This window comes from Myroides sp. LJL116 (genome assembly GCF_054871685.1).
Genome location: NZ_JBTXLR010000004.1, coordinates 134,275 through 158,129 on the forward strand (window position 1 = coordinate 134,275; position 23,855 = coordinate 158,129).

24 protein-coding genes are annotated in these 23,855 nt (G+C 34.3%); 16 read left to right on the forward strand and 8 right to left on the reverse strand.

Annotation, left to right across the window (positions count from 1 at the left end; genetic code table 11):
- Positions 1–6 precede the first annotated feature (6 nt).
- The 8 genes from ACYSNM_RS05220 (at position 7) to ACYSNM_RS05255 (ending at position 6,719) form a co-directional block, all read left to right on the forward strand.
- Positions 7–381, forward strand: coding sequence for an urease subunit beta (locus ACYSNM_RS05220; protein ID WP_461755922.1), 375 nt, complete (start codon positions 7–9; stop codon positions 379–381).
- A complete protein-coding gene (gene ureC, locus ACYSNM_RS05225) occupies positions 378–2,099 on the forward strand; it encodes an urease subunit alpha (RefSeq protein WP_461755923.1) in 1,722 nt (573 codons plus the stop codon). Before ACYSNM_RS05220 ends, ureC begins: the two co-directional genes overlap by 4 nt.
- A gap of 67 nt (positions 2,100–2,166) precedes the next feature.
- Complete coding sequence (locus ACYSNM_RS05230; protein ID WP_461755924.1) at positions 2,167–2,676, forward strand: urease accessory protein UreE; 510 nt, start codon at positions 2,167–2,169, stop codon at positions 2,674–2,676.
- Positions 2,669–3,358 (forward strand): urease accessory protein UreF, encoded by a 690-nt coding sequence (locus tag ACYSNM_RS05235; protein ID WP_461755925.1) that lies wholly within the window; start codon positions 2,669–2,671, stop codon positions 3,356–3,358. The genes ACYSNM_RS05230 and ACYSNM_RS05235 overlap by 8 nt, the downstream gene beginning before the upstream one ends.
- A 14-nt stretch (positions 3,359–3,372) precedes the next feature.
- A complete protein-coding gene (gene ureG, locus ACYSNM_RS05240) occupies positions 3,373–4,011 on the forward strand; it encodes an urease accessory protein UreG (RefSeq protein ID WP_461755926.1) in 639 nt (212 codons plus the stop codon).
- A 2-nt stretch (positions 4,012–4,013) separates the two neighbouring features.
- A complete protein-coding gene (locus ACYSNM_RS05245; RefSeq protein ID WP_461755927.1) occupies positions 4,014–4,817 on the forward strand; it encodes an urease accessory protein UreD in 804 nt (267 codons plus the stop codon).
- A gap of 34 nt (positions 4,818–4,851) precedes the next feature.
- A complete protein-coding gene (locus ACYSNM_RS05250) occupies positions 4,852–5,733 on the forward strand; it encodes an urea transporter (RefSeq protein ID WP_461755928.1) in 882 nt (293 codons plus the stop codon).
- Positions 5,734–5,831: 98 nt separating this feature from the next.
- Positions 5,832–6,719: a helix-turn-helix domain-containing protein gene (locus ACYSNM_RS05255; protein ID WP_461755929.1), complete on the forward strand. Its 888-nt coding sequence runs from the start codon at positions 5,832–5,834 to the stop codon at positions 6,717–6,719.
- Between the two features lie 158 nt (positions 6,720–6,877).
- Here ACYSNM_RS05255 and trmD read toward each other — a convergent pair whose 3' ends face one another.
- A complete protein-coding gene (gene trmD / locus ACYSNM_RS05260) occupies positions 6,878–7,561 on the reverse strand; it encodes a tRNA (guanosine(37)-N1)-methyltransferase TrmD (protein WP_461755930.1) in 684 nt (227 codons plus the stop codon).
- Between the two features lie 191 nt (positions 7,562–7,752).
- Here trmD and ACYSNM_RS05265 point away from each other — a divergent pair, with 191 nt between their 5' ends.
- The 3 genes from ACYSNM_RS05265 to ACYSNM_RS05275 all read left to right on the forward strand — a co-directional run bounded on the left by ACYSNM_RS05265 (position 7,753) and on the right by ACYSNM_RS05275 (position 10,892).
- Positions 7,753–8,910, forward strand: a complete 1,158-nt coding sequence (locus ACYSNM_RS05265) for an MFS transporter (protein ID WP_461755931.1) — start codon at positions 7,753–7,755, stop codon at positions 8,908–8,910.
- Positions 8,911–8,953: 43 nt separating this feature from the next.
- Positions 8,954–9,886 carry a peptidylprolyl isomerase gene (locus tag ACYSNM_RS05270; RefSeq protein ID WP_461755932.1) on the forward strand — a complete coding sequence of 311 codons (933 nt, stop codon included), beginning with the start codon at positions 8,954–8,956 and terminating at the stop codon, positions 9,884–9,886.
- Between the two features lie 61 nt (positions 9,887–9,947).
- Positions 9,948–10,892, forward strand: a complete 945-nt coding sequence (locus ACYSNM_RS05275) for a pyridoxal-phosphate dependent enzyme (RefSeq protein WP_461755933.1) — start codon at positions 9,948–9,950, stop codon at positions 10,890–10,892.
- Between the two features lie 79 nt (positions 10,893–10,971).
- Here ACYSNM_RS05275 and ACYSNM_RS05280 read toward each other — a convergent pair whose 3' ends face one another.
- The 3 genes from ACYSNM_RS05280 to ACYSNM_RS05290 all read right to left on the reverse strand — a co-directional run bounded on the left by ACYSNM_RS05280 (position 10,972) and on the right by ACYSNM_RS05290 (position 15,171).
- Positions 10,972–11,865 carry a DMT family transporter gene (locus tag ACYSNM_RS05280; protein ID WP_461755934.1) on the reverse strand — a complete coding sequence of 298 codons (894 nt, stop codon included), beginning with the start codon at positions 11,863–11,865 and terminating at the stop codon, positions 10,972–10,974.
- 232 nt (positions 11,866–12,097) lie between these two features.
- The gene (locus ACYSNM_RS05285) at positions 12,098–13,654 is read right to left on the reverse strand and encodes an FMN-binding glutamate synthase family protein (RefSeq protein WP_461755935.1); all 1,557 of its coding nucleotides are present in this window, start codon (positions 13,652–13,654) and stop codon (positions 12,098–12,100) included.
- Positions 13,655–13,950: 296 nt separating this feature from the next.
- On the reverse strand, positions 13,951–15,171 hold the full coding sequence (locus tag ACYSNM_RS05290) for a chloride channel protein (RefSeq protein WP_461755936.1): 1,221 nt from the start codon (positions 15,169–15,171) through the stop codon (positions 13,951–13,953).
- 201 nt (positions 15,172–15,372) lie between these two features.
- Between ACYSNM_RS05290 and ACYSNM_RS05295 the strand changes: the two genes are divergently transcribed.
- A complete protein-coding gene (locus tag ACYSNM_RS05295; RefSeq protein ID WP_461755937.1) occupies positions 15,373–15,885 on the forward strand; it encodes a GNAT family N-acetyltransferase in 513 nt (170 codons plus the stop codon).
- A 64-nt stretch (positions 15,886–15,949) separates the two neighbouring features.
- On the opposite strand, the gene ACYSNM_RS05300 is transcribed toward ACYSNM_RS05295, so the two are convergent.
- Together ACYSNM_RS05300 and ACYSNM_RS05305 are read right to left on the reverse strand one after the other, a co-directional pair.
- Positions 15,950–16,306: a PUR family DNA/RNA-binding protein gene (locus tag ACYSNM_RS05300; protein ID WP_461753600.1), complete on the reverse strand. Its 357-nt coding sequence runs from the start codon at positions 16,304–16,306 to the stop codon at positions 15,950–15,952.
- 76 nt (positions 16,307–16,382) lie between these two features.
- Positions 16,383–18,134 (reverse strand): ABC transporter ATP-binding protein, encoded by a 1,752-nt coding sequence (locus ACYSNM_RS05305; RefSeq protein ID WP_461755938.1) that lies wholly within the window; start codon positions 18,132–18,134, stop codon positions 16,383–16,385.
- 233 nt (positions 18,135–18,367) lie between these two features.
- On the opposite strand from ACYSNM_RS05305, the gene nusB reads away from it, so the two are divergent.
- The 3 genes from nusB to yajC are packed head-to-tail and all read left to right on the forward strand — an operon-like array spanning position 18,368 to position 20,062.
- Complete coding sequence (nusB, locus tag ACYSNM_RS05310) at positions 18,368–19,309, forward strand: transcription antitermination factor NusB (RefSeq protein ID WP_461755939.1); 942 nt, start codon at positions 18,368–18,370, stop codon at positions 19,307–19,309.
- Between the two features lie 6 nt (positions 19,310–19,315).
- Positions 19,316–19,768, forward strand: a complete 453-nt coding sequence (locus tag ACYSNM_RS05315; RefSeq protein ID WP_461753603.1) for a DUF1573 domain-containing protein — start codon at positions 19,316–19,318, stop codon at positions 19,766–19,768.
- 18 nt (positions 19,769–19,786) lie between these two features.
- Positions 19,787–20,062, forward strand: a complete 276-nt coding sequence (gene yajC, locus ACYSNM_RS05320; RefSeq protein WP_461753604.1) for a preprotein translocase subunit YajC — start codon at positions 19,787–19,789, stop codon at positions 20,060–20,062.
- Positions 20,063–20,147: 85 nt separating this feature from the next.
- Here the strand turns inward: yajC and gap are convergent, their stop codons facing one another.
- Complete coding sequence (gene gap, locus ACYSNM_RS05325) at positions 20,148–21,161, reverse strand: type I glyceraldehyde-3-phosphate dehydrogenase (RefSeq protein ID WP_461755940.1); 1,014 nt, start codon at positions 21,159–21,161, stop codon at positions 20,148–20,150.
- Between the two features lie 48 nt (positions 21,162–21,209).
- Positions 21,210–22,082, reverse strand: a complete 873-nt coding sequence (gene lipA / locus ACYSNM_RS05330) for a lipoyl synthase (RefSeq protein ID WP_461753606.1) — start codon at positions 22,080–22,082, stop codon at positions 21,210–21,212.
- Positions 22,083–22,449: 367 nt separating this feature from the next.
- On the opposite strand from lipA, the gene nhaA reads away from it, so the two are divergent.
- The gene (gene nhaA / locus ACYSNM_RS05335; protein WP_461755941.1) at positions 22,450–23,790 is read left to right on the forward strand and encodes a Na+/H+ antiporter NhaA; all 1,341 of its coding nucleotides are present in this window, start codon (positions 22,450–22,452) and stop codon (positions 23,788–23,790) included.
- The last annotated feature ends 65 nt before the right edge of the window (positions 23,791–23,855 follow it).

Sequence of the window (23,855 nt, forward strand, 5' to 3'; positions counted from 1 at the left end):
AAAATTATGGTTCCAGGAGAGTACATTTTGAAACAGGAAGATGTGATTTGTAACGAAGGTAGAGAGGTAACTACAATTACTGTAGTAAACACTGGAGATAGACCTATTCAAGTAGGATCTCATTACCACTTTTTCGAAGTTAACAAACAAATGGAGTTTGATAGAGCGAAAGCTTTTGGAAAACGCTTAAATATCATTGCAAGTACTGCGGTTCGTTTCGAACCAGGGGAAGAATTGGTTGTAAACTTAGTTCCTTTTGCAGGTGAGCGTAAAATCTACGGTCACAATGATTTAGTAAATGGAGAAACAATTTCTGAACAAGCTAAAGTAGAGGCTTTGAAAAAAGCTGAGAAAAACTATTTTAAAAATAAGAACGTATGAGTTTAAAGGTTAATAGAGCAAATTATAGTGCGATTTTCGGTCCTACAGTTGGGGATCGCGTTCGCCTTGGAGATACAGAAGTAATCATTGAAATAGAAAAAGATTTCTTAAGCTATGGAGATGAGTGTAAATTCGGTGGTGGAAAGACTATTCGTGACGGTATGTTACAGTCTTCTACAGCTTTAGATGGACCTGAGGTTTTAGATATGGTTATCACTGGAGCAATTATCTTAGATCACTGGGGTATTGTAAAAGGAGATATCGGAATTAAAGATGGTAAAATCGTTGGAGTAGGAAGAGCTGGTAACCCAGATACTATGGATGGTGTTAGTCCTAATATGATTATTGGTGCTGCAACAGAGGTTCATGGAGCTGCTGGAATGATTGTTACTCCTGGAGGAATTGATACCCACATTCACTATATCAGCCCAACTCAAATTGAAACAGCTTTATATAGTGGTTTAACTACTATGATTGGTGGAGGTTCAGGACCTGCTGATGGAAGTTTAGCTACAACAGTTACTTCAGGTAAGTGGAATTTAAAACGTATGTTCCAAGCTACAGATCATTTACCTATGAACTTCGGTTTCTTTGGTAAAGGTAATATTGGTACAGAAGAACCTATCATTGAATCTATTAAAGCAGGTGCTTTAGGAGTTAAAATTCACGAAGACTGGGGTGCAACTCCATCTACTATTGATAGAGCTTTATCTGTTGCAGATAAATATGATGTACAAGTAGCTATTCACTCGGATACATTAAACGAGGCAGGATTCTTAGAAGATACTATGCAAGCTATTAATGGACGTGTAATCCATACTTTCCACACAGAAGGTGCTGGAGGTGGTCACGCTCCTGATATTATTAAGTCTGCTATGTACCCTAACGTACTTCCAGCTTCAACAAACCCAACTCGTCCGTTTACAAAAAACACAATTGACGAGCACTTAGATATGTTAATGGTATGTCACCACTTAAGTAAAGACATTCCTGAGGATGTTGCTTTTGCTGATTCTCGTATTCGTCCAGAAACTATTGCAGCGGAGGATATTTTACAAGATCGCGGAGTATTTAGTATTATGAGCTCGGATTCACAGGCAATGGGCCGCGTGGGTGAGGTTATTACTAGAACTTGGCAGACAGCCGATAAAATGAAAAAACAATTAGGTTTCTTACCAGAGGATAAAGAAAACCAAAATGATAACTTTAGAGCTAAACGCTATGTAGCTAAATACTCTATCAACCCAGCTATTGCTCACGGTATTTCTAACTATGTTGGATCAATTGAGCCTGGAAAGATTGCAGATTTAGTTATTTGGAAACCAGCTTTATTTGGAGTTAAACCAGAGATGATCTTAAAAGGTGGTATGATTGCTGCTTCTAAGATGGGAGACGCTAACGGATCTATTCCTACGCCTCAACCAATCATCTTACGTTCTATGTACGCTACCTTAGGTAAAGCAGCTACTAAAACTAGCTTTACTTTCGTATCTAAAGTTTCTTTAGAAAACGGAATCAAAGATGAATACGGAGTAGACAGAACATTATTACCTGTAGAGAACTGTAGAAATATTTCTAAAAATGATATGGTTCACAATAATGCAACACCAGAGATTATCGTTAATCCAGAAAACTACCAAGTAAGTGTAGATGGAGAGGTATTAACATGTGCTCCTATTGATGAGGTTTCTTTAGGACAAAGATATTTCTTGTTTTAATAAAAAAATAAAGGCCCTGGTGCAGTACTACTGCACCTTGGTTTTTTAAACCAAACCCAAGGTAATTATGATCATTTCCAAAGCACTTTATAACGCACCTGAAAAACTAAACGATCCAAAGGCGGATATTTTAGCTATTGAGTGGTTTTGTGCCAATAAAAGGATTCAACGCTTAATTACACAAAGTGGCAAAGAAGTAGCAATTCGTTTTTTTGGTAAAGGACAAGAGTTAAAACATGGTGATGTTTTAATAGATACTCCAGATTCTCTAGTAGTAGTACAGGTGTTACCTTGTGAAACTATTGTGGTAGAATTAGAAAACTTAATGGATTTAAGCTATGTTGCCTATCAAGTTGGCAATAAACATTTACCTTTGTTTGTTAAAGGCAATGTTTTGTTTATGCCCTATGAAAGACCAATTAATAAGTGGTTATTAGAAAATGGTTTTCAACCAAAGTTAAAGGAGTGTGTCTTAGAAGATAAACTCAATGCTAATGTGGATCCAAGTCATAATAAACGTTTTACTTTTAAAATGAATAAAACTATTATGTCTATTAAACAATCAAACAATGAATAATAAATTTTTAGGACGATTACTACATTTAGCGGATCCTACCTTACCAATTGGTGGATATACCCATTCCAATGGTTTGGAGACTTATGTACAAAATGGATTAGTTAAGGATAAGGATTCTGCCCAAGAATATATCAGTAACAATCTTTGGTACAACATTAAGTACAATGACGCAGCCCTTATGAAATTAGCCTACCAAGCTTGTGAAAAGGGAGATTTTCAAGCACTTTTAGATTTGGATGATGAATGCAATGCATTAAAAGGTCCGATGGAAGTTAGAGTAGGAAGTCAAAAACTGGGATTGCGTTTATTTAAAATATTTTCCCGTTACCAAGAACATGAATTGGTGAAACAATGGGCAGAACAAATTAAACAGAAAAATGTATTTAGCAATTATTGTATAATGTTTGGTATGTTTGCTTGTATAATGGAATTGCCTTTAGTGGAAGCAATGCATGCTTATTATTACAATGCTGCCATTGGTATGGTTACCAATGCGGTTAAATTAGTTCCTCTTGGACAATTAGATGGTCAAGATATTTTGTACGATCTACACGAGGAATTATGGACCTTAGCCAAAGAGTCTTTGGAATTAGATCCAAGTTTAATTGGAATGAGTAATATTGGTTTTGATATACGTTGTATGCAACATGAGCATTTGTATTCAAGATTATACTTATCGTAAAAAAAAAATAAGAAATGGAAGATAGAAAATACGTTAAAATTGGAGTTGGAGGACCTGTTGGTTCTGGAAAAACAGCTTTATTAGAGGCTTTAAGCCGCCGATTATTAAATGAATATGATTTAGCAGTAATCACTAATGATATCTATACAAAAGAGGATGCTAAATACATGGCAAAAAACTCTTTATTACCAGAGGATCGCATCATTGGTGTGGAAACAGGTGGATGTCCACACACTGCTATTCGCGAAGACGCTAGTATGAATTTAGAGGCAGTTGACGAATTAGCTAGTAGATTTCCAAATTTAGAATTGATATTAATTGAAAGTGGAGGAGACAACCTTTCATCAACATATAGTCCTGATTTAGCAGATGTAACTATCTTTGTTATTGATGTTGCAGAAGGAGAAAAAATTCCGCGTAAAGGTGGACCAGCTATTACAAGAAGTGACTTATTGTTAATCAATAAAATTGACTTAGCTCCTTATGTAGGTGCTTCTTTAGAAGTAATGGAAAACGACGCAAGAGCAATGCGTAAAGGTGCTCCTTTTATTTTCTCTAATTTAAAAACTGGAGAAGGTTTAGAGAACATCGTGGGATGGATCAAAAAATATGCTCTTTTAGAGGATATCGAGGAACCAAATTTAGTAAGATAAGGATGGTTTGTTCTTTAGAAATAAAAATTGAAAAACGAATTGGTGGAAGATCCTATATGAAGGATACTTATGTAACTCCACCATTTCGTATTGTTCCTGTTGGACAATATAAAAGGGATGACGCAGCTTATTTAATGATCATGAGTACTTCTCCTGGTTTATTAGACGGGGATGATCATCAGATTAAAATTGATATAGCCAAGGATGCTACATTACAGCTTCAAACCCAGTCTTACCAAAGACTCTTCCAAATGAAAGACAAAGGAACCCAGGTTACCCGCGTTAATATGGAAGAAGGAGCTAATTTTAGTTATGTACCCCATCCGGTTGTTCCTCAAAATTTGTCTACCTTTATAAGCGAAAACATCATTCATATGAGCAAAGGATCTCACTTTTTATTAAGTGATATCATCACATGTGGAAGAAAGGGTTCAGGGGAGGTTTTTGAATACAATCATTTTCAAAACCTTACTAGAATTTATGTGGATGGCAAAATGGTTGTAAAAGACAATATTTTGCTTCAACCAAAACAAATGCCTATTTCAAGCATTGGACTTTTGGAAGGATTCACACACCAAGGTACTTTATTATACTATAATACCAAAGAAGTTGACGTTCTTGCTTATCTAGATTATTTTCATCAGTGTTATAAAGACCTTGAAAATATTGAATTTGGAATAAGCCAATTACAAGGAGATGGATTTATTATTCGTATATTAGGTAATGGTGCTGAGGTATTATTTAGCATTTTCAAGGAAGTTCAACAAAAATTATGGGAGGAGCAATTCTTGTTACCACAGGAGTAAGCTCTTTTTGTATCTACACGCTAAACATAGCATTATGAAACAGTACGTGATACACATTTATAAATCTTTGTTCAAGGGATTTGGGCAAATTATGCTTCAAGCAAATATCTTTACAGGATTATTGTTTTTCGCAGCCATTTTATACGATTCCACCATTATGGCCTTAGGAGGAGTAATAGCCAATTTAGTGGCTATTATGACAGCTAAGATTCTAGGCTATCACAAGCATAATATAGAACAAGGCTTATATGGATTTAACGCTAGTTTAATTGGTATCTCTACTTTGTTTTATTTCGAACCAAGTCCAGGGGTCTGGTTCGTTATAGTTTTTGCATCGATTTTATCCACCCTAATGATGCGGTATTCTTTGGAGAGGGATTTGCCCGCATATACCTTCCCATTTGTACTTGCTAGTTGGGGAATTATATTTTTCTTAAGTATTCCTGCCTTTGGTTTTAAAGCGGTTCCGACTCACTTTGAACAAGTAAAGGAAATGGATGACATTTTAGTTCAAGGCCATGCCTTTGGAAAAGTAGTTTTTAATGGTAGCCCCATGGCCGGACTAATTTTCTTTGTGGGGGTGTTTATTTCTAGCCCAATCAAAGCTTTATATGCCTTTGCAGCCGTAGTTATCAGTATTTATATTTCTCATAGCTTGGATGCTCCAGAGGAGTTAATACAACAAGGTGTATTTAGCTTCAATGCCGTTTTATGTGGTATTGCAATGGGAGGGGATAATATTCGCGATGGAATTTATGTGTTAATTTCCATTTTTATCGCCACAGTAGTAGATATTTATTTAATTGATTGGGGAGTAACTACTCTAACCTTTCCTTTTGTATTATCTATGTGGTTTATGTTTCCGATTAAAAGGATTGATAATTGGTTCGCCAAAACAATTAGATTGTTTACCTAATATTAATCTATTGTATACTATTTGCTCTAGGTTGTATTTACCATGTATCTTTACCCATAAATACAATCTAGTAGTAACTAGGTTAAATTAAGCATACAATGTCAAAGAATTCGATTCAGATTTTAAATAATTTTCAATATAAAAAGATGTTTTTACCTGGAGTAGACAAAGCTACTTTGGACAATAAAAGCATCATACAAATTTATCGTTTAGAAGATTATCTACAAGGTATTGTTATGCCTGTTGTGCCTTATCGTACTACTTTTAACTTCATGATTCTTTTGACAAAAGGAAACATGACCCAGTATTTAGATAGTGGAGCTTATAATTTGAAAGCTGGAGAGGTGATAAACGTTAGAAGTGGTAATATAACTGCCACTTTATCTATTTCTAGTGATATCGAAGGCTTTTTCATTGCTTATGAAAATGAGGTTATTACTGATATTGCCTTAGCTAGTAATGATATAAAATTCTTTACCATGAATCCTTATATCGTTTTAAGTAGTGCAAATGCTAAGTGGATCAAGAAGCTTTTACTTTTATTTGAGCAAGAACTACATAGCGCTCAAAAGGACATTGAGGTATGTATTTCCTTAATGCATACTATTTTATTAAAAATTATTCGTGTGGATATTGAATTAAAAACTCCTATGACAAGGCAATTAGATATTGCTTTTCGCTTTAGAGAGTTTGTTCAACGTTTTCACATCGATCATAAGAATGTTTTGTTCTATGCCAACCTTTTACACATTAGTGAAAACTACTTAAATAAATGTGTGAAAGAGGCTACTAATAAGCCTCCGAAACAGTGGATCAATGAGATTAGTATTTTACATTCTCAAATTCTTTTACAAGATAAAAGTAGAGACATTGCAGGTATTGCTTTTGAACTTAACTATAATTCGGCTTCTTATTTTACGCGTTTGTTTAAAAAAGTAACCGGATATTCTCCAAGTGATTATAGGAAAAATAAATTTTTATCCTAAAACAGTTTATTTTCTTTTTCGTAACTAGTTAATTGTGCTGTCTATTGCTTGTCAATAGGCAGTTTTTTTGTGTCCCCTAACACAAAAGCAATCAAAAAATGCCCCTTAGAATCAATTATTGAGTCTAAGGGGCATTTTATTTCATTACCTACTAGGTTTTATTTATGACGTTCCAATAAATCTGGTCGTCTATCTTGTGTATGGTCGTAAGCTTTTTGCTCTCTCCATTTTTCAATCTCAGGAAAGTTTCCACTTAAAAGTATCTCTGGTACATCCCAACCTTTATAACTAGCAGGTCTAGTATAAATAGGAGGAGCTAGTAAATCATCTTGGAAAGAATCTGTTAGTGCAGAAGTTTCATTGCTTAATACTCCTGGGATTAAACGGATAATAGCATCACAAAGTATTGCAGCCCCTAATTCTCCTCCAGATAATACATAATCTCCTACAGAAATCTCTTTGGTTATAAAATGATCTCTTACTCTTTGGTCTACTCCTTTGTAATGACCACAAAGTATAATGATATTTTTCAGCAAAGACATGCTATTGGCCATTTGCTGGTTTAAGGTTTCTCCATCAGGACTCATGTAAATAACATGGTCGTATTCTCTTTGGGATTTTAAATGGGTAATACAGCGGTCAATTGGCTCTATACTCATTACCATTCCAGCACCTCCACCAAATTGGTAATCATCTACGTTTTTATGTTTATTAGTACTATAATCACGTAAGTTATGGAAGTGTACTTCTACTAAATCCTTAGCAATAGCTCTTTTTAAAATAGAAGCTTCAAAGGGACTACGGATTAACTCAGGTACAACTGAAATGATATCTATGCGCATATTGTTTATTATTTTTACAAAGGTACAATGCTATTTTTTAATGTGCAAAAAAGCCTTGTTTTACTCTAAGGCTTTAGTCTAAAATATTTAAAAGGAGCGACAGATAAAAATTACCTAAAATGGAAGATTTTTCCAAAATAAATACACTTTGTTTTCTTGTCTAGTTTTTATAGAAGCCCTAGGTTTGTACTATGAGTTTAAGTAAGAGTAATGTTTTATTTATGGCCTGTGTAACAGGTCTTATTGTTGCCAATCTATACTATTGTCAACCCCTTGTTCCGCTGATCGCTGAAGAATTTGGTATCTCTCAAGCAAGGGCTGGATCCTTAACCTATCTAACCCAAGGGGGATATGCATTGGGAATTTTATTAATGATTCCTTTAGGAGATAAATTAGAACGAAAAAGCCAAATCAGTATTACTGCCATTTTAGCAGCTATTTGTTTATTTCTAAGCGCTTTTGTGTCTGATTTTTTAGTCTTGCAAATTGTTAGTTTCGCCCTTGGAATGTTTTCTATTGTACCTCAGTTGCTTTTGCCTATGGCAGCTAGTTTATCTAATGAACAGCAAAGGGGCAAGGTCATAGGTACAGTAGTTTCTGGACTTTTAATAGGGATTTTATTTTCTAGAACCTTAAGTGGATTTATAGGTCAATGGATTGGTTATAGGGGAATGTTTTTCACAGCTGGTTGTATAGGTGTAGTTTTAGTGGTTTTTATCGCACTTTTATTACCAAAAGATAGACCGGATTTCAAAGGAAATATTTCCTCTTTATATACTTCTTTATATACTTTGATAAAACAAGAACCAGTTCTTAGACATGCTACAATAATTTCTAGTTTAGCTTTTGCTCAATTTGGGGCATTTTGGACTACTATGGTTTTACTATTAGCCAATAGTCCTTTTAATTATGATTCTGCCATTATTGGTTCCTTTGGACTAATTGGTGCCGTTGGTGCTTTTGCTGCTCCTTTAGTTGGAAAGATTGGTCATAGTGGCTCAGCTAGTACTTTAATTCAATACGGTATTGTATTAACCCTTTTGAGTTTTATCGTTTTTTCCTTGTCTTCTAGTAGTTTATGGGGGGTGATTATAGGTATTATTCTTATTGACTTGGGACTTCAAACGGTGCATGTGTCTAATCAAACTAGAATTTATGCTTTGTCTGCTATGGCACGTAATAGAATTAATACTGTCTATATGTCATTTAGTTTCCTTGGAACAGCTTTTGGCTCAGCTTTTGGATTAGGGTTATATAATCATTTTGGATGGATAGGATTGTGTATGGGAGGGATTAGCTTATCGCTAATTTCTTATATATTCTTTCTATATTCCAAAAAGAATAATTAAATTTAAATAAAATTAAAGAAGTAAAAATTTAAAATAGATAATAATGGAAAACGGTATTTACGCAAAATTTAATACATCTAAAGGAGAAGTTTTAGTAAAACTTACAGAGGATAAAACCCCTGGAACAGTAGGAAACTTTGTTGCTTTAGCAGAAGGAAACTTAGAGAATACAGCTCGTAAACAAGGAGAACCTTACTATGATGGATTAAAATTCCACCGTGTGATTCCTGACTTTATGATCCAAGGAGGTTGTCCTCAAGGAAGTGGTTCAGGTGGTCCTGGATACAACTTTGATGATGAATTTCACCCAGAATTAACGCATGATGGTCCTGGAGTTTTATCTATGGCTAATGCTGGACCTGGAACAAACGGATCTCAATTCTTCATCACTCACGTTGCTACACCTTGGTTAGATGGTAAACACACTGTATTTGGTAAAGTAGTAGAAGGACAAGATATTGTAGATGCAATTGCACAAGGAGATTCTATTGAGTCTATCGAGATTGTAAGAGTTGGAGAAGAAGCTCAAAACTGGAATGCAGTAGAGGCTTTTCGTAACTTTGAAGGAGATAGAGCTAAGAGATTAGAGGGAGCAAGAAAAGAAGCAGATGCAGCTGTAGATGCAATTGCTGAAGGTTTCCAAAAAACACCAAGTGGATTACGTTACCAAATGATCGTAGAGGGAACTGGTAAGGCTGCTGAAAAAGGAAAAACAGTTTCTGTACACTATAAAGGTGCTTTAGCTGATGGAACAGAGTTTGACAATTCTTACTCAAGAAAAAAACCAATTGAATTCCCATTAGGACAAGGATATGTGATTGAAGGATGGGATGAAGGTATCTCTTTATTAAGAGTAGGAGATAAAGCTAGATTTGTAATTCCTTCTTATTTAGGATATGGAGAAAACGGAGCTGGAGGAGTTATTCCACCAAATGCAACTTTAGTTTTCGACGTAGAATTAATGGATGTAAAATAAACTACAAATAATAGAAACTCTCAACTTTTAGTTGGGAGTTTTTTTTAGAATATTATTATCTATGAGACAAGAATTAGAGCGGGTTTATGCCCAAATCGCTCCTTATATTCATCATACTCCGATTATGGAGAGTGGTCATATTGAAAATTTTCTAGGAAATGATTTGTATTTTAAATGTGAAAATTTTCAAAGAGCAGGTTCTGTTAAACTAAGAGGTGCTATTAATGCTCTATTGCAATTAAGTGAAGAGCAAAGGAAAAAAGGGGTAGTAACACATTCTTCGGGTAACTTTGCCCAAGCTTTGGCTTTAGCATCTAAGGTGCTAAATATAGAGTGTTCTCTTGTTATGCCTTCTGAGGCTCCTTTAGTTAAACGCAATGCTGTTTTAATGTACGGTGGTAAGATTATAGATTCTTTAGCCACAATGGAATCTAGAGAGAGAATTTGCAATAGTATTATCGCAGAAACAGGCGCAACCTTTATAGACCCAGCCAATAATAAGGATGTTGTCTTAGGAGAAAGCTCTGCTACTGCTGAATTATTAGCTATGCATCCTGATCTAGATGCTATTATAGTTCCTGTGGGAGGTGGAAGCCTACTTTCTAGTGCTATTTTAGCGTGTAAAGCTTTTGGTAAGGAGTCTATTGAGGTTTATGGAGGTGAACCCCAAGAAGTAGACGATGCATATCGTTCTTTACAAATGGGCTGTATCCAAAGTAACTTAACGATAGATACCATGGCTGATGCTCTGTGTGGTGAATTAGGTGAGTTGACTTTTGATATTATCAAAGATGGAGTGAAAGAAATTATTTGTATTCGAGAGAATGAAATAATTTCCTCTATGCGCCTGATTTGGGAACGCATGAAAATTATTGTTGAGCCAAGTAGTGCTGTAGCTCTAGCAGCCTTAATAAAGGAAAGGCCAATGTTTCAAGGAAAAAAAATAGGCATTATTCTCTCTGGAGGAAATGTTGATTTAGATAATTTACCTTTCGAAGATCAGTAAATATCTTGGTAATAGGTATAGAAAAACCCCTGTAGATAAATAATTTACAGGGGTTTTTATGTTTAATCCTATAAGGAGGTTATTTTGATTTTTTAAAGGATATTTTCTTTTCTCCAAAGTATAATCCAGCGATAATAAGTATTGCTCCTACAATTTGTATAGCCCCTAGTATTTCTCCATCAAATATTCCCCATATAAAAGCTACTAAAGGCATTAATAAAGAAACAGAAGAGGCAAAGGTTGCATTGGTTTGATGAATTAATTTATAATAGAAAATATTGGCTAATGCACTACCAAAAAATGCCAGTAGAAATACATATCCTACTCCTTGAAGAGCATCAGGCTGGGTGAATAAAGTTTGGAAAAAGCCTGTGGATATAAGTACAATTAAGCCAGGTATTAAAAGGATTAATTCAATAAATGCAGTCCAAAGAATAGGGGAGATATTTCCCATATACTTTTGAGTTAATAAGCCGCTATAAGCATACATTAAAGTTGCTATAATAAGTAAAAGGTAGTACAACCATTCATTTGGGACAGCATGATGAGATCCCGGACTTTGCAAAAGTAAAATTACCCCAATAAAGGACAATACTACTCCAATTATATGACCTGTTTGGGTTTTATATCTGAAAAATATTGCCCCCAAAATAATAACAAAGATACTCATTAGAGCATTTAATATCCCAGCAATAGAACTATGTAAATGGGTCTCGGCTATTGGAAATAAAAACATTGGTATAAAGCTTCCTGTGACAGCCGTTAAGACTAACCAACCAAAGTTCTTTCTAGGAAGTGACTTTACCTTTGGAAGGGAAATGGGAAGCAAGAAAATTCCAGCTAAAGTTATACGTAATGCTCCCACTTGTAAAGGAGTGAAATAATCTAAGCCTCTTTTTATTAATATAAATGAGGACCCCCAGATAATGGATAAGAAAATAAGGGTAAACCAGTGTTTTGCTTTAATTGGCACGTTGTATAAAAAGTAAAGGTTAATACTAGAAGGTAAGTTGCAAGTATACTAAAAAATGGACTTCAAATAAAGAAGTTTTTCAGGTCAATATTGTATTATATAACAAATTTTATAAAGTCTTACTCTTGTGTAAGAGGGCTTTACTAATTTAAAAGTTATTGTTTAAAAGTTATACTTCAAAAAAAAGGCCGTACTATAAAAATAGACGGCCTTTATTATGTGTAAAGATAGTTTAGTTATCTTTTTTTCTTGTATCTAATTCTCCGAAGTACATTTCTTGGAAACTTTTGTTCACACCGTGATCTACTCGTTTATGGAAAGTTTTTGGATCAATTTGGGATGGTTTTTCATAACCACAAGCACTAATAAATTCTCCTAATGCTTTCATTGTATTACCGTGGAAAGCAGCAACACGTTTTCTTTTATCTGTAACATCAATTGCTTTGTATAATGACTCATCTTGAGTAGCAATTCCTACAGGACAGTGTCCACTATCACATTGTAATGCTTGAATACAACCTAATGCAAACATCATTCCACGAGCACTATAACAAGCATCTGCACCTAAAGAAAGTGTTTTTGCGATATCGAAAGCAGAAATAATACGACCAGAAGCAAGAATCTTCACTTTGTCTCTTAATCCGTTTTCAATTAATGTTTTATTAGCAAATACTAAAGCATCGTTTAAAGCCATACCCATGTAGTCGATAAACTCTAATGGTGCAGCTCCAGTTCCACCTTCAGCTCCATCAATAGTGATAAAGTCAGGGTAGATTCCTGTTTCTACCATAGCTGTAATAATGCTGATGAATTCATCTTTTCTACCAATACAGATTTTAAATCCAACTGGTTTACCATCAGAAAGCTCACGTAATTTTGCAATAAAGTGAACCAATTCAGTTGGGTTAGAAAACGCAGAGTGACCCGATGGAGAGTGTACTGTTGTATGAGGTACAATACTTCTAATCTTAGCAATCTCTACAGTATTCTTTTCCGCTGGTAATAAACCTCCGTGACCAGGTTTGGCACCTTGAGATAATTTCAGCTCAATCATTTTAACCTCTGGGTATAATGCACGTTCTCTGAATAACTCCCCGTCAAATTGACCTTGTTCGTTACGACAACCAAAATATCCAGTACCAATTTGCCAGATTAAATCTCCTCCAGAACGGTGGTATGAACTAATTCCACCTTCTCCTGTGTTATGAGCAAATCCTCCGATTTTAGCACCTTCGTTTAAAGCAGTAATAGCTCTTTTACTTAAGGCACCATAACTCATTGCACTAATATTGTAGATACTAGCACTATATGGTTGAGAACATAAATCACTTCCAATAGTTGTTCTAAAGTTAGTGTCTTTTACTGTTTTAGGGTAAACAGAGTGAGAAGCCCATTCGTATCCAATACGGTTAGCATCATCTTGCATACCAAAAGAAACAGTTTGTTTCTCATTTTTAGCTCTTTGATAAACAATAGAACGCTCGCGTCTATTGAATGGTTTTCCATCTAATTCACCTTCCCAGAAATACTGTCTCATCTCAGGACGAATTGCTTCGAACATATATCTGAAACGTGCAAATAGGGGGTAGTTTTTACGGATTGTATGCTTTGTTTGGCCTAAATCTTGTAGGATTAGGATCATAATAAATCCTGAGATTACTAGGTTTACAATACTTGCTATAGATTGGTATAATACCAAAGAAGTAATAGAGTAAACTAAGTATACTACAGATAAAGCAATAGTTACTTGTCCAAAGGTAAATCGATTAAGAAATTTTTTGTGAAACATAAAATAAAATTTAATGTAATCTTTTGTTGTTTGTTGTAATTTTTTACAATTTTTTTTCGACTTGATTTTCCCCCTTGCACCCCTTGAAACACAAATTAATTCATCTGTTATTGAAAGGCCGGTTCTTAGGGCTAAAATCGAGGCAAAGGTAGTAAACATTTTGAATTTACCCAGTTTTTGTAGCTAATATTTTGGTCTATATTAGTTGGGTTATTGAGGAATTGTTAATTTTAATAAAATAAAACGCTAAATATTTGAAAATATGGCTTTTATGTTGCCATATTTATTTTTTTATGCTATTTTATTGTAGCATTTTCAAGATCAAATTGTTGATTTTTATAAATGCTATGTCTGCCAGAAACTATAAATGCTATACTACAGCCTAAAGCAATGTATAAAGCATTATGCCAGCCAAATAATTCTATTCCCATAGCAATACACGCAAGAGGGGTTTTGGTACAGGCGCAAAACACAGCAACAAAGCCTATACTAGCTATAGCATCAAGAGGTAAGCCTAGGTGATAAGCCAAGGCGCTTCCAAGAGTAGCTCCAATAAAAAATAAAGGTGTAACCTCTCCGCCTTTAAAACCACTAGATAGGACTAAGGCAGTAAGAAGTAATTTTATAGCAAAAACCCATAAGGGCATTGGACTTAAAAAGGCCTCTTGTATGGTTTTAATCCCTAAACCATTATAGATATCGGTTTGTAAAACAACAATAATAAGCACAAAAAGGGCTCCTCCTACAAATGGACGCCAGTAACTTATGGTTATATATTTAGTAAATAAACCACTTAAGAACTCACTTAATTTAACAAAGGCAATACCTGTTAGTCCGAAGGCTATAGCACAAAGACTAATAAGGAGGATGTTTTTTGGATTAAAGCCTACTTCAGAAAAGCTTTGGTAATGGCTATGTGGTATTTTTAATGCAGCTACTACCCAATTGGCGATAAAACTAGATAGTATAATTGGATATAATTGTTTGTATTGCAGTTTTCCCACCACCATTATTTCAAGGGCAAATAAACTAGCGGCAAAGGGGGTGCCAAATACTCCGGAGAATCCAGCGCTAATCCCTATTAAAATTAGGGTTCTCTTTTCAGTAGTGGTAAAAGTAAAAAAACGTTGTAATTGGCTTGATAACGATGCTCCCATTTGTAAGGCTGTACCCTCTCTTCCTACTGAGGCCCCAAAAAGATGGGAGACTAATGTACCAAATAATACCATGACACTCATTCGAAAAGGAATCATCTGAGTAGGCTTATGGTATTGTTCTATTAAAAGGTTGTTTCCTTTATTGGCTTGCTTTGCCCAGTAATGATATATTACCCCTACTAATAGACCAGCTAAGGGTAAAAAGAAAATAAGCCAAGGGGTGTATTCTCGTAATTGGGTAGCTTTATCTAAGTAGAATAAAAAAAATGCACAGGCCAGACCTACCACTACTCCAACAATACTACTAAAGGCAGTCCATTGTAGGATATATTGTAATAGACCAGACTGTTTTTGTTTCATAACCTAGATATTTTGTTAAGGACTTTTTGTCCCATCGCAATATACAAAAAAGTAAAGTTCCGTAAACTTAAACAATCGTTCAAAAAAGATACCGATGCAAAATTTGAGCAGTGGAAAATTATGGAATTGTCAAAATAAAAAGAATCATTTTATAAGTAACAATCTTATTTATAAGTACATTTACCTAGTAACAAAAACAAAATGAAGCTAGATAATATTATTACAGATCGTCTTTATCTTTTTCCTTTGACAATAGAATTGTGTGAAGAGTTACTCCATGGGGATTCTAGCTTATTGGAAAAAAATAGTTTAAAAAGGTCTTTTAATTGGCCTGACGCAGATATGTTAGAAACATTAGAGCGAATCATTATTAATTTACAAAAGGTAGTACAGCCAAGTGGTTTCGAATCTTGGTTAATTGTAAAAAAAGACACTTCTACTATAATTGGAGATATTGGTTTTAAAGGTCAGCCTAATAAAAAAGGTGAAATAGATATAGGATATGGCATTACAAAGCAAGAACGACAAAAGGGTTATGCAAGTGAAGCTGCTCGTGGATTAATTCAATGGGCTTTTTCTAAGGACTCTGTAAAAGTGATTACAGCCAAAACCCTAATTAGTAATCTAGCCTCTGCAAGAACTTTAGAAAGTCTTGGATTTAAAGAAAATGGAGTACAAGATGATTTTATTCTGTGGAGCTTGGAAAGAAAATAATAAAAGATGTAAAATGAAAAAGAGACTGTCTTTTAAAAACAGTCTCTCTTTTTGTATGTTTTAATTAAATATCATCAAAACTAATGTCTGTAAATGAATTTAATTCCTCTTTTGGATATTCTTTTTTGAAATCTTTTTGATGTCTTTCAGAAATTACTTCTTCTCCTTTATTGTCTACAACAAAATTTGTCATCTCGTCTAGAATTTCTCTAAAGGCTGTAAAGTCTTCTTTGTATAAATAGATTTTATGCTTTTTGAAATGAAATGACCCGTCGTCTTCTGTAAATTTTTTGCTCTCTGTAATGGTAATGTAATAGTCATCTGCTTTGGTTGATCTCACATCAAAGAAATACGTTCTTCTACCAGCTCTCAATACTTTAGAAAAAATCTCCTCTTTTTCTAACATTTCGTTATCTCTCATAATTCCTTCTTATCAATTAATTGATTCGTTCATATAGCTTTCAAAATTCTAAAAAAAAACTTAATAAACCAACTTTTTACACTAATTCTTTTTCAGTGAGTTGTTTTTGATATAAATCACTATAATAGCCTTTTGTGCCCATTAGTTCTTGGTGTGTACCTCTTTGAATAATCTGTCCTTGATCCAAAACTAAGATGTAATCCGCATTTTTAGCAGACGATACTCTATGGGTTACAATTAAGGTTGTAATACCTTGGCTATGGGTTTTTAAACTCTGTAAGATGTTCTCTTCTGTTTGTGTATCTACTGCAGATAAAGAGTCATCTAAAATCAAAATAGGCGCATCTTTAATAAGGGCTCTAGCAATGGACACCCTTTGCTTTTGACCACCAGATAAAGTTAATCCTCTTTCTCCTAAAATAGTTTGGTATCCTTTCTCAAAGGCTTCAATATTATGGTGTACAGATGCCTTTTTAGCCACTTCAATGATTTGTTCTTGAGTAGCATCATGTTTTCCAAATTTGATATTATTGGCAATAGTGTCACTAAATAAAAACGAATCTTGTGGTACAAAGGCTATTGACTCTCTAAGATTACTTAGATTTAAATCCTCAATAGGGGTGTTGTCAATATAGATTTGTCCACTAGTGGCATCATGAAGACGAGATATTAAAGACAATAAGGTACTTTTACCTGAACCAGTTTTACCTAGAATTGCTAAAGTTTTACCTTTTTCAAGGGAAAAGCTAATTTGATTAAGAGCTGTTATTCCTGTATCGGGGTAGGTATAACTCACTTTATCAAAGCGTATACTTCCTTGAATTGGAATCACAGGTGCGTTGTTGTTAATTATCTCTGGTTTTATGTCTAAAAATTCGTTGATTCTTTTTTGAGAAGCCTCCGCTTCTTGTACCATCATAGCCACCCATCCTAAAGAGGCAATTGGCCAGGTAAGCATGTTGATGTATAAAATAAACTGAGCGATAATCCCGATATCTGGAATACTCCCGTTAAAATACATTAAAGAACCTACTAGAATAACCACTAAGTTACTTAGTCCAATTAAGAAAATTAGTACAGGACCTAGTAAGGCATTGGTTTTAGCTAATGCTAAATTTTTAGTTTTACTTTCCTTGGTTAAATCTGCAAAGTCCGCTTCTTTTTCTTTTTCTAAAGAATATGCCTTTAAAACACGAATTCCGGAGAACATCTCTTGGGTGAAAGAAGATAGGTGAGATAAGTTTTCTTGGAAAGCTTTACTACGGTGATTGATCTGAATACTTAATTTAAAAATAAAGTATCCTAGAAAAGGTACTGGTAGTAGGGAGTAAAAGGTTAGTTCAGGCGATATGATATACATCTGGGTTAAAACTACAGCAAAGCGTATCACAGTATTAATGGAGTACATTAAAGCTGGACCTGCATATTGCCTTACTTTACCAACATCTTCACTAATGCGGTTCATTAAGTCTCCTGTTCTAAAGCGTTTGAAAAAGCTTTGCGTTAGGACTTGATAGTGAGCATAAATCTCATTTTTTAAATCAAACTCTATATGACGTGACATTACAATTAAGGTCTGTCTCATAATAAAGGTTAGAAAACCTGCTATTAGGGTAGTAATTAAGATATAGAAAATATTTTGGGTTAAAATTCCAATTACTTTATCATGATCCTCTGGAGTTAAGCCCTCTAAAGTACGAATAGAGTCCCCAACTAACTTAGGGGTGAAAAGGGTAAATATCTGAGCAATTATGGTAATAAGAACCCCAACTATAAAGCGGGTTTTATATTTATAGAAATATTTATTTAAATGACTAAGTGCACTCATAATCAAATTTGACGGACAATAGGGTTAAATAAAATACAAACCATTTTGGGTGTATTTGCTACAAAGATACTCTATTCTAGGTAGAACGGAATTTTGTAGAGTTTAATTATTTACTAAAAATATCGTTAAAAAAGATTGGATTACTATTTTTTGTCTTTGTTTAAAATTATATTTTCTTACCTTTGCCCCGTTATATAAACGTCAATCATTTATCTAAAAAGTTCTTAAGTAGCATGTTAAACAGAAGACACATTCGTATAAAAGTTATGCAAACTCTTTATATGATGCAACAAAGTAACTCTGACAATATCCAAACCGGAGAGAAGTTTCTAATTCATAGTCTTGAAAATCTACAGGATTTATACCTGTTGGTAATCAGTACATTGACTGAAATTAGAAAGAAAGAAGAGGAGTTAATTACCCTAAGCCAGAAAAAACATTTAGCTACAGATCAAGAACGAAATCCCAATAATAGATTTATCCACAATAAGGTATTGAAGGTTTTAGAAGAATCCGTTTCTATTGAATCTAAAGTACAAGAAAGCAAATTAAACCATTGGCAGGTAAACTACACTTATATTCAATTGCTTTTAGAGCAAATCAAACAAAGTGAGTACTACCAAACCTATATGGCTTTAGAGCAGTGCGATTTTGAGCAAGATCGTCAATTTGTAGTAGATATCTTTACCCATATTATTGCACCGGATGAAAAAATTTATTCGTTTTTCGAAGATTCTCAACTAACATGGTTAGATGACCTACCTGTGGTAAATACCATTATCCAGAAGCAGTTAAAACAAATCAAAGAGCACGATAGTCAAATTTTTGTTCCTCGATTATATAAAGACAGTACCGATAGAGAATTCGCTATTGATTTATATAGAAAAACAATCTTGAACTACCAGGAATTAACAAAAGAGTTTGAAGACAAGACTCCAAACTGGGATCCAGAGCGTATCGCTGAATTAGATACCATTATTTTAAGAATGGCTATCTGTGAAATGCTTCGTTTTAGTTCTATTCCTGTAAAAGTTACAATAAATGAATATTTAGAGGTAGCAAAAGAGTATTCTACGCCAAAAAGTAGTATTTTTATCAACGGAGTTTTAGATAATATTTCTAAAGCATACTCTCAAGATGGAAAAATTACAAAAATTGGTAAAGGATTACTTTAATTAATTATGAAGAAAAGTTTATTAGTAGGTTGTTTATTTACAATGGCTTTGGTTTCCTGTAAGGACAATCAAGGAGCATCTAGTAAAATAGACCTAGACAATGCAAAGAAGGTAGAACAGGAATCCACTCAAGCTAGAAAATATCCAAAGATTTCTTTTGATAGATCTATGCATGATTTTGGAAATGTTGCCAATAATGAAGCTGTTTTTACAGAATTTGTACTAACCAATACAGGAGATAGTGAGCTTATCATTATAGGAGCTACTGCTTCTTGTGGTTGTACAGTACCAGAATACCAAAAGACACCAATCCTACCAGGAGAGTCTTCTGTGTTAAAAGTACGTTTTCAACAGGCCCAACAAGGGATGCAACAAAAAACCGTTAATTTAACAACAAATACAGAAAAAGGGGAGGAGATATTAGTGATCAAAGCTAATGTACTTCCTAGAAACAATTAAAACTAAAATAATTTCAATATGGAAGGTTTACAACAATTTTTACCAATTATTTTAATGTTTGCGGTTATTTATTTCTTAATGATCCGCCCGCAACAAAAAAGAGCTAAAAAAGAAAAAGAGTTTGAAGCGAATATCGCAGTTGGTGATCGTATTATCACTAAAAGTGGTCTTCACGGAAGAATTGCTGAATTAAATGATACAACTATCGTTTTAGAGACAATGGCTGGAAAACTTTTAATGGAGCGTTCTGCAGTTTCTATGGAAATGAGCCAGAAATTAAACGAAAAGAAATAATTAATTTTTCTTTAGGGAAAATTAATCCATAAAAAAAGGATACCATTTAAAATGGTATCCTTTTTTTATTTTATAAAAGTCGAAACTAATTATCTTTAGCTATTGTGTTGAAATATAAAATCAAATCAATAATACGGTTGGAATAGCCAATTTCATTGTCATACCAACCAACTACTTTTACCATTTTATCTAAAACCGAAGTAAGTTGTGAATCAAATAAACAAGATGCAGGATTCCCAAGTACATCTACAGATACAATTGGGTCTGTGGTATAGCTTAAGATGCCCTTTAACTCACCTTGAGAGGCTTTTTGAAAAGCTTCATTAATTTGTTCTATACTAACTTGTTTTTTTACATAAGCGGTTATATCTGTTAAAGAACCGTCCGGTACTGGAACACGTATACCACCTCCACCTAATTTTCCTTCGTATTGAGGAAATATCTTAGTTAGTGCTTTAGCCGCACCTGTTGTTGTGGGTACAATACTTTGGGCAGCTCCTCTAGCTCTTCTTAAGTCTTTGTGGGGTTGATCATGTAAACTTTGATCGGTAGTATAGGAGTGTACTGTGGTGATGTAAGCCTGTTCAATACCACATAACTCTTGGATTACTTTAATCATTGGAGCGGCATTGTTTGTGGTGCAGCTTGCATTAGAAATAATGGTTTCTTCTCCTGTTAAAGTATCTTCATTTACACCTAAGACAATGGTTTTGATTTCTGTATCCTCTGGAGGAACAGATAGGATAACTCTTTTGGCACCATTTTGTAAATGGGGTTGTAAAGCAGTGAAGGTTTTTCTTTTACCTGTGCATTCTATTACGTAATCTACCTGTAAAGCTTTCCAGTCTAATTGCTGTATGTCACTTTCTCTAGTAAAAGGTATCTTATGATTATCTACTATTAAATGATCAATAGTAGAGTCAACAGGATAGTTTAAAATTCCGTGAATACTATCGTATTTTAATAAGTGAGCCATAGTTTTGGCATCTGCCAAATCGTTTATAGCTACTACCTCTATACTTGGATGGTTAATTAATAGTTTGAAAAGATTTCGGCCAATCCTACCAAACCCGTTAATAGCAACGCGTGTTTTTTTCATAAGCTTATCCAAAAAAGAAATTCGCCAGATTTACTGGCGAAATATATACTACAATAAATGTTTTTGTGCTCTATAAGAGGAACGAACTAAGGCTCCACTTTCCACATGTCTAAAACCAAGTTCTAGACCTAATTTTTCATATTTTTCAAATTGTTCCGGTGTGATAAACTCCTTTACCGGTAAATGTTTTTTACTTGGTTGTAGGTATTGTCCTATGGTTAGAACATCTAAATTAACCTCTCTTAAATCGTGCATGGTTTGGATAACTTCAGCTTCTGTTTCTCCTAAACCTAACATAATACCCGATTTTGTACGGTTAATACCTTGCTCTTTTAGGTACCTTAACACCTCTAGACTTCTTTCGTATTTTGCTTGAATTCTAACCTCTCTAGTTAATCGTTTAACTGTTTCCATATTGTGGGAAACAATCTCTGGTTTAACTTCAATGATACGGTCGATATTTCTAGTCATCCCTTGAAAGTCTGGTATCAATGTTTCCATGGTTGTTCCAGGACTAATACGGCGAACAGCTTGAACTGTTTCTGCCCATATAATGGAACCACCATCTTTTAAATCATCTCTATCTACACTGGTAATTACAGCATGTTTAATCTGCATTAGCTTAATAGATCGAGCAACTTTCTCTGGTTCGTCCCAATCCACAGTTTCTGGTCTTCCGGTTTTTACACCACAAAACCCACATGAGCGGGTACAGATATTACCTAAGATCATAAAGGTTGCTGTACCTTCTCCCCAACATTCTCCCATATTAGGACAACTTCCTGAGGTACAAATAGTGTGAAGTTTGTATTTATCTACTAAACCTCTTAATTCGGTGTATTTCTTTCCTGTAGGAAGCTTTACCCTTAACCACTTTGGTTTTGCAAGTGGCTTTATATTTGAGTCTAAAACAGTATCCATATTTTTGATTTTCAAAATACAAATATACTTATTCTATTAACTTATCGCCCTTTTTTGAAAACAATTACTTTAAAGCCTTGGCTTAAAGAAGGTTTGTCGTGGTTTTTCAGCTTGCATTAGTTTAAAGGCTTTATTCCCTTTTTATAATCCTAAAGTATAAATATAAAAAAAAAATGCTTTGTTATAACCTTTATGAAAATAAGTTTTTTTAATAAATAATTGGTGCTTTTGTCAAATATCATTGGGTATTATGGTTCTTTTTTGCTAAAATTCCTTAAATAAGGCGACGTATCTTTGAATACTTGTTATACAAAAATTTGTCTAAAAGCCCTAGAAAAGCTATATTCGCCTCAAATTTATTTTTACGATGGAAAACAAAATTAAACTAACTATTGCCGATAAGTGGATTGCTGATCCTGCAAAAAGGTTCATGGATAACTCTACTTCTGGAGGAATAGTTTTATTTATTGCAGCTATGGTGGCTATTTTTATGGCTAATTCACCTTGGGCAGAGCAATACATGAATTTTTGGGATAATAATTCAATTGGATTTTCTTTCAATGACTTTACTTTAAATCACTCTTTTAAACATTGGGTGAATGATGGTTTAATGGCTATCTTCTTTTTTGTGGTAGGTCTTGAATTAAAAAGAGAATTAACTACTGGGGAATTGTCTTCACCTAAAAAAGCTATGTTGCCAATTATTGCCGCTATTGGTGGTATGGTGGTACCAGCTAGTGTGTTTTTATTTTTCAATGGAGGAACAGATGCATCTCATGGATGGGGTATTCCAATGGCAACAGATATTGCTTTTGCTTTAGGAGTGTTATATTTATTAGGGGATAGAATTCCACTTTCTTTGAAAGTATTCTTAACCGCTTTAGCTATTACAGATGACTTAGGTGCTGTAATTGTGATTGCTTTATTCTATACCAATGATCTTTCAATGATGAACTTAGGTCTAGGATTTGGATTCTTTGGAGTTTTACTTTTCAGTAACTTTATTGGAATTAGAAATACAATTTACTACGCAATTATTGGTATTGGAGGGATTTGGTTCTTCTTCTTACTTTCTGGGGTTCACGCAACTATAGCAGCGGTTTTAGCAGCTTTTGCTATTCCTTCTACAATGCGCGTACCAGGGGCTTACTTTAGCTCTAAAATGAGTAAGTATTTAGATCGTTTCAAATCTGGAAAACCAGAGGATAACTCTCAAATATTAACTGACCCACAAATGCAAAGCGTGGAGAAAATGAGAAATCTTGCTACAGATGCTTTACCGCCATCAGTGCGTTTAGAGAATAGTATGCATGGTTTTGTAGCTTTCTTTGTAATGCCTGTGTTTGCTTTGGCTAATGCTGCTATTCCATTTACAATGGGAGGTGCTGAAGGAGTTAGTGATGTTACTCTAGGGGTTGCTTTAGGATTATTAGTAGGTAAAGTAATTGGAGTTTCTGGAATTACTGCTTTATTAATTAAATTAAAAGTAGCATCTATGCCTCAAGGAATGACCTATACTAATTTATTTGGATTAGGATTCTTAGCAGCTATCGGGTTTACAATGTCTTTATTTGTAACGGAACTTGCTTTTGATGTACAGGCTCACCCTGAGTTCCCTGGTCAAGCAAAAATCGGTATTTTAATAGCATCAGGAGTTGGAGGATTAATCGGATTTTTAATTCTTCGTTTTTCCAAAGCTAAAAAGTAAGCTGTTCAGTTTACGTTAATATATGGCATAAAGGGCTGTCTTATCTAGTTAAGACAGCCCTTTGT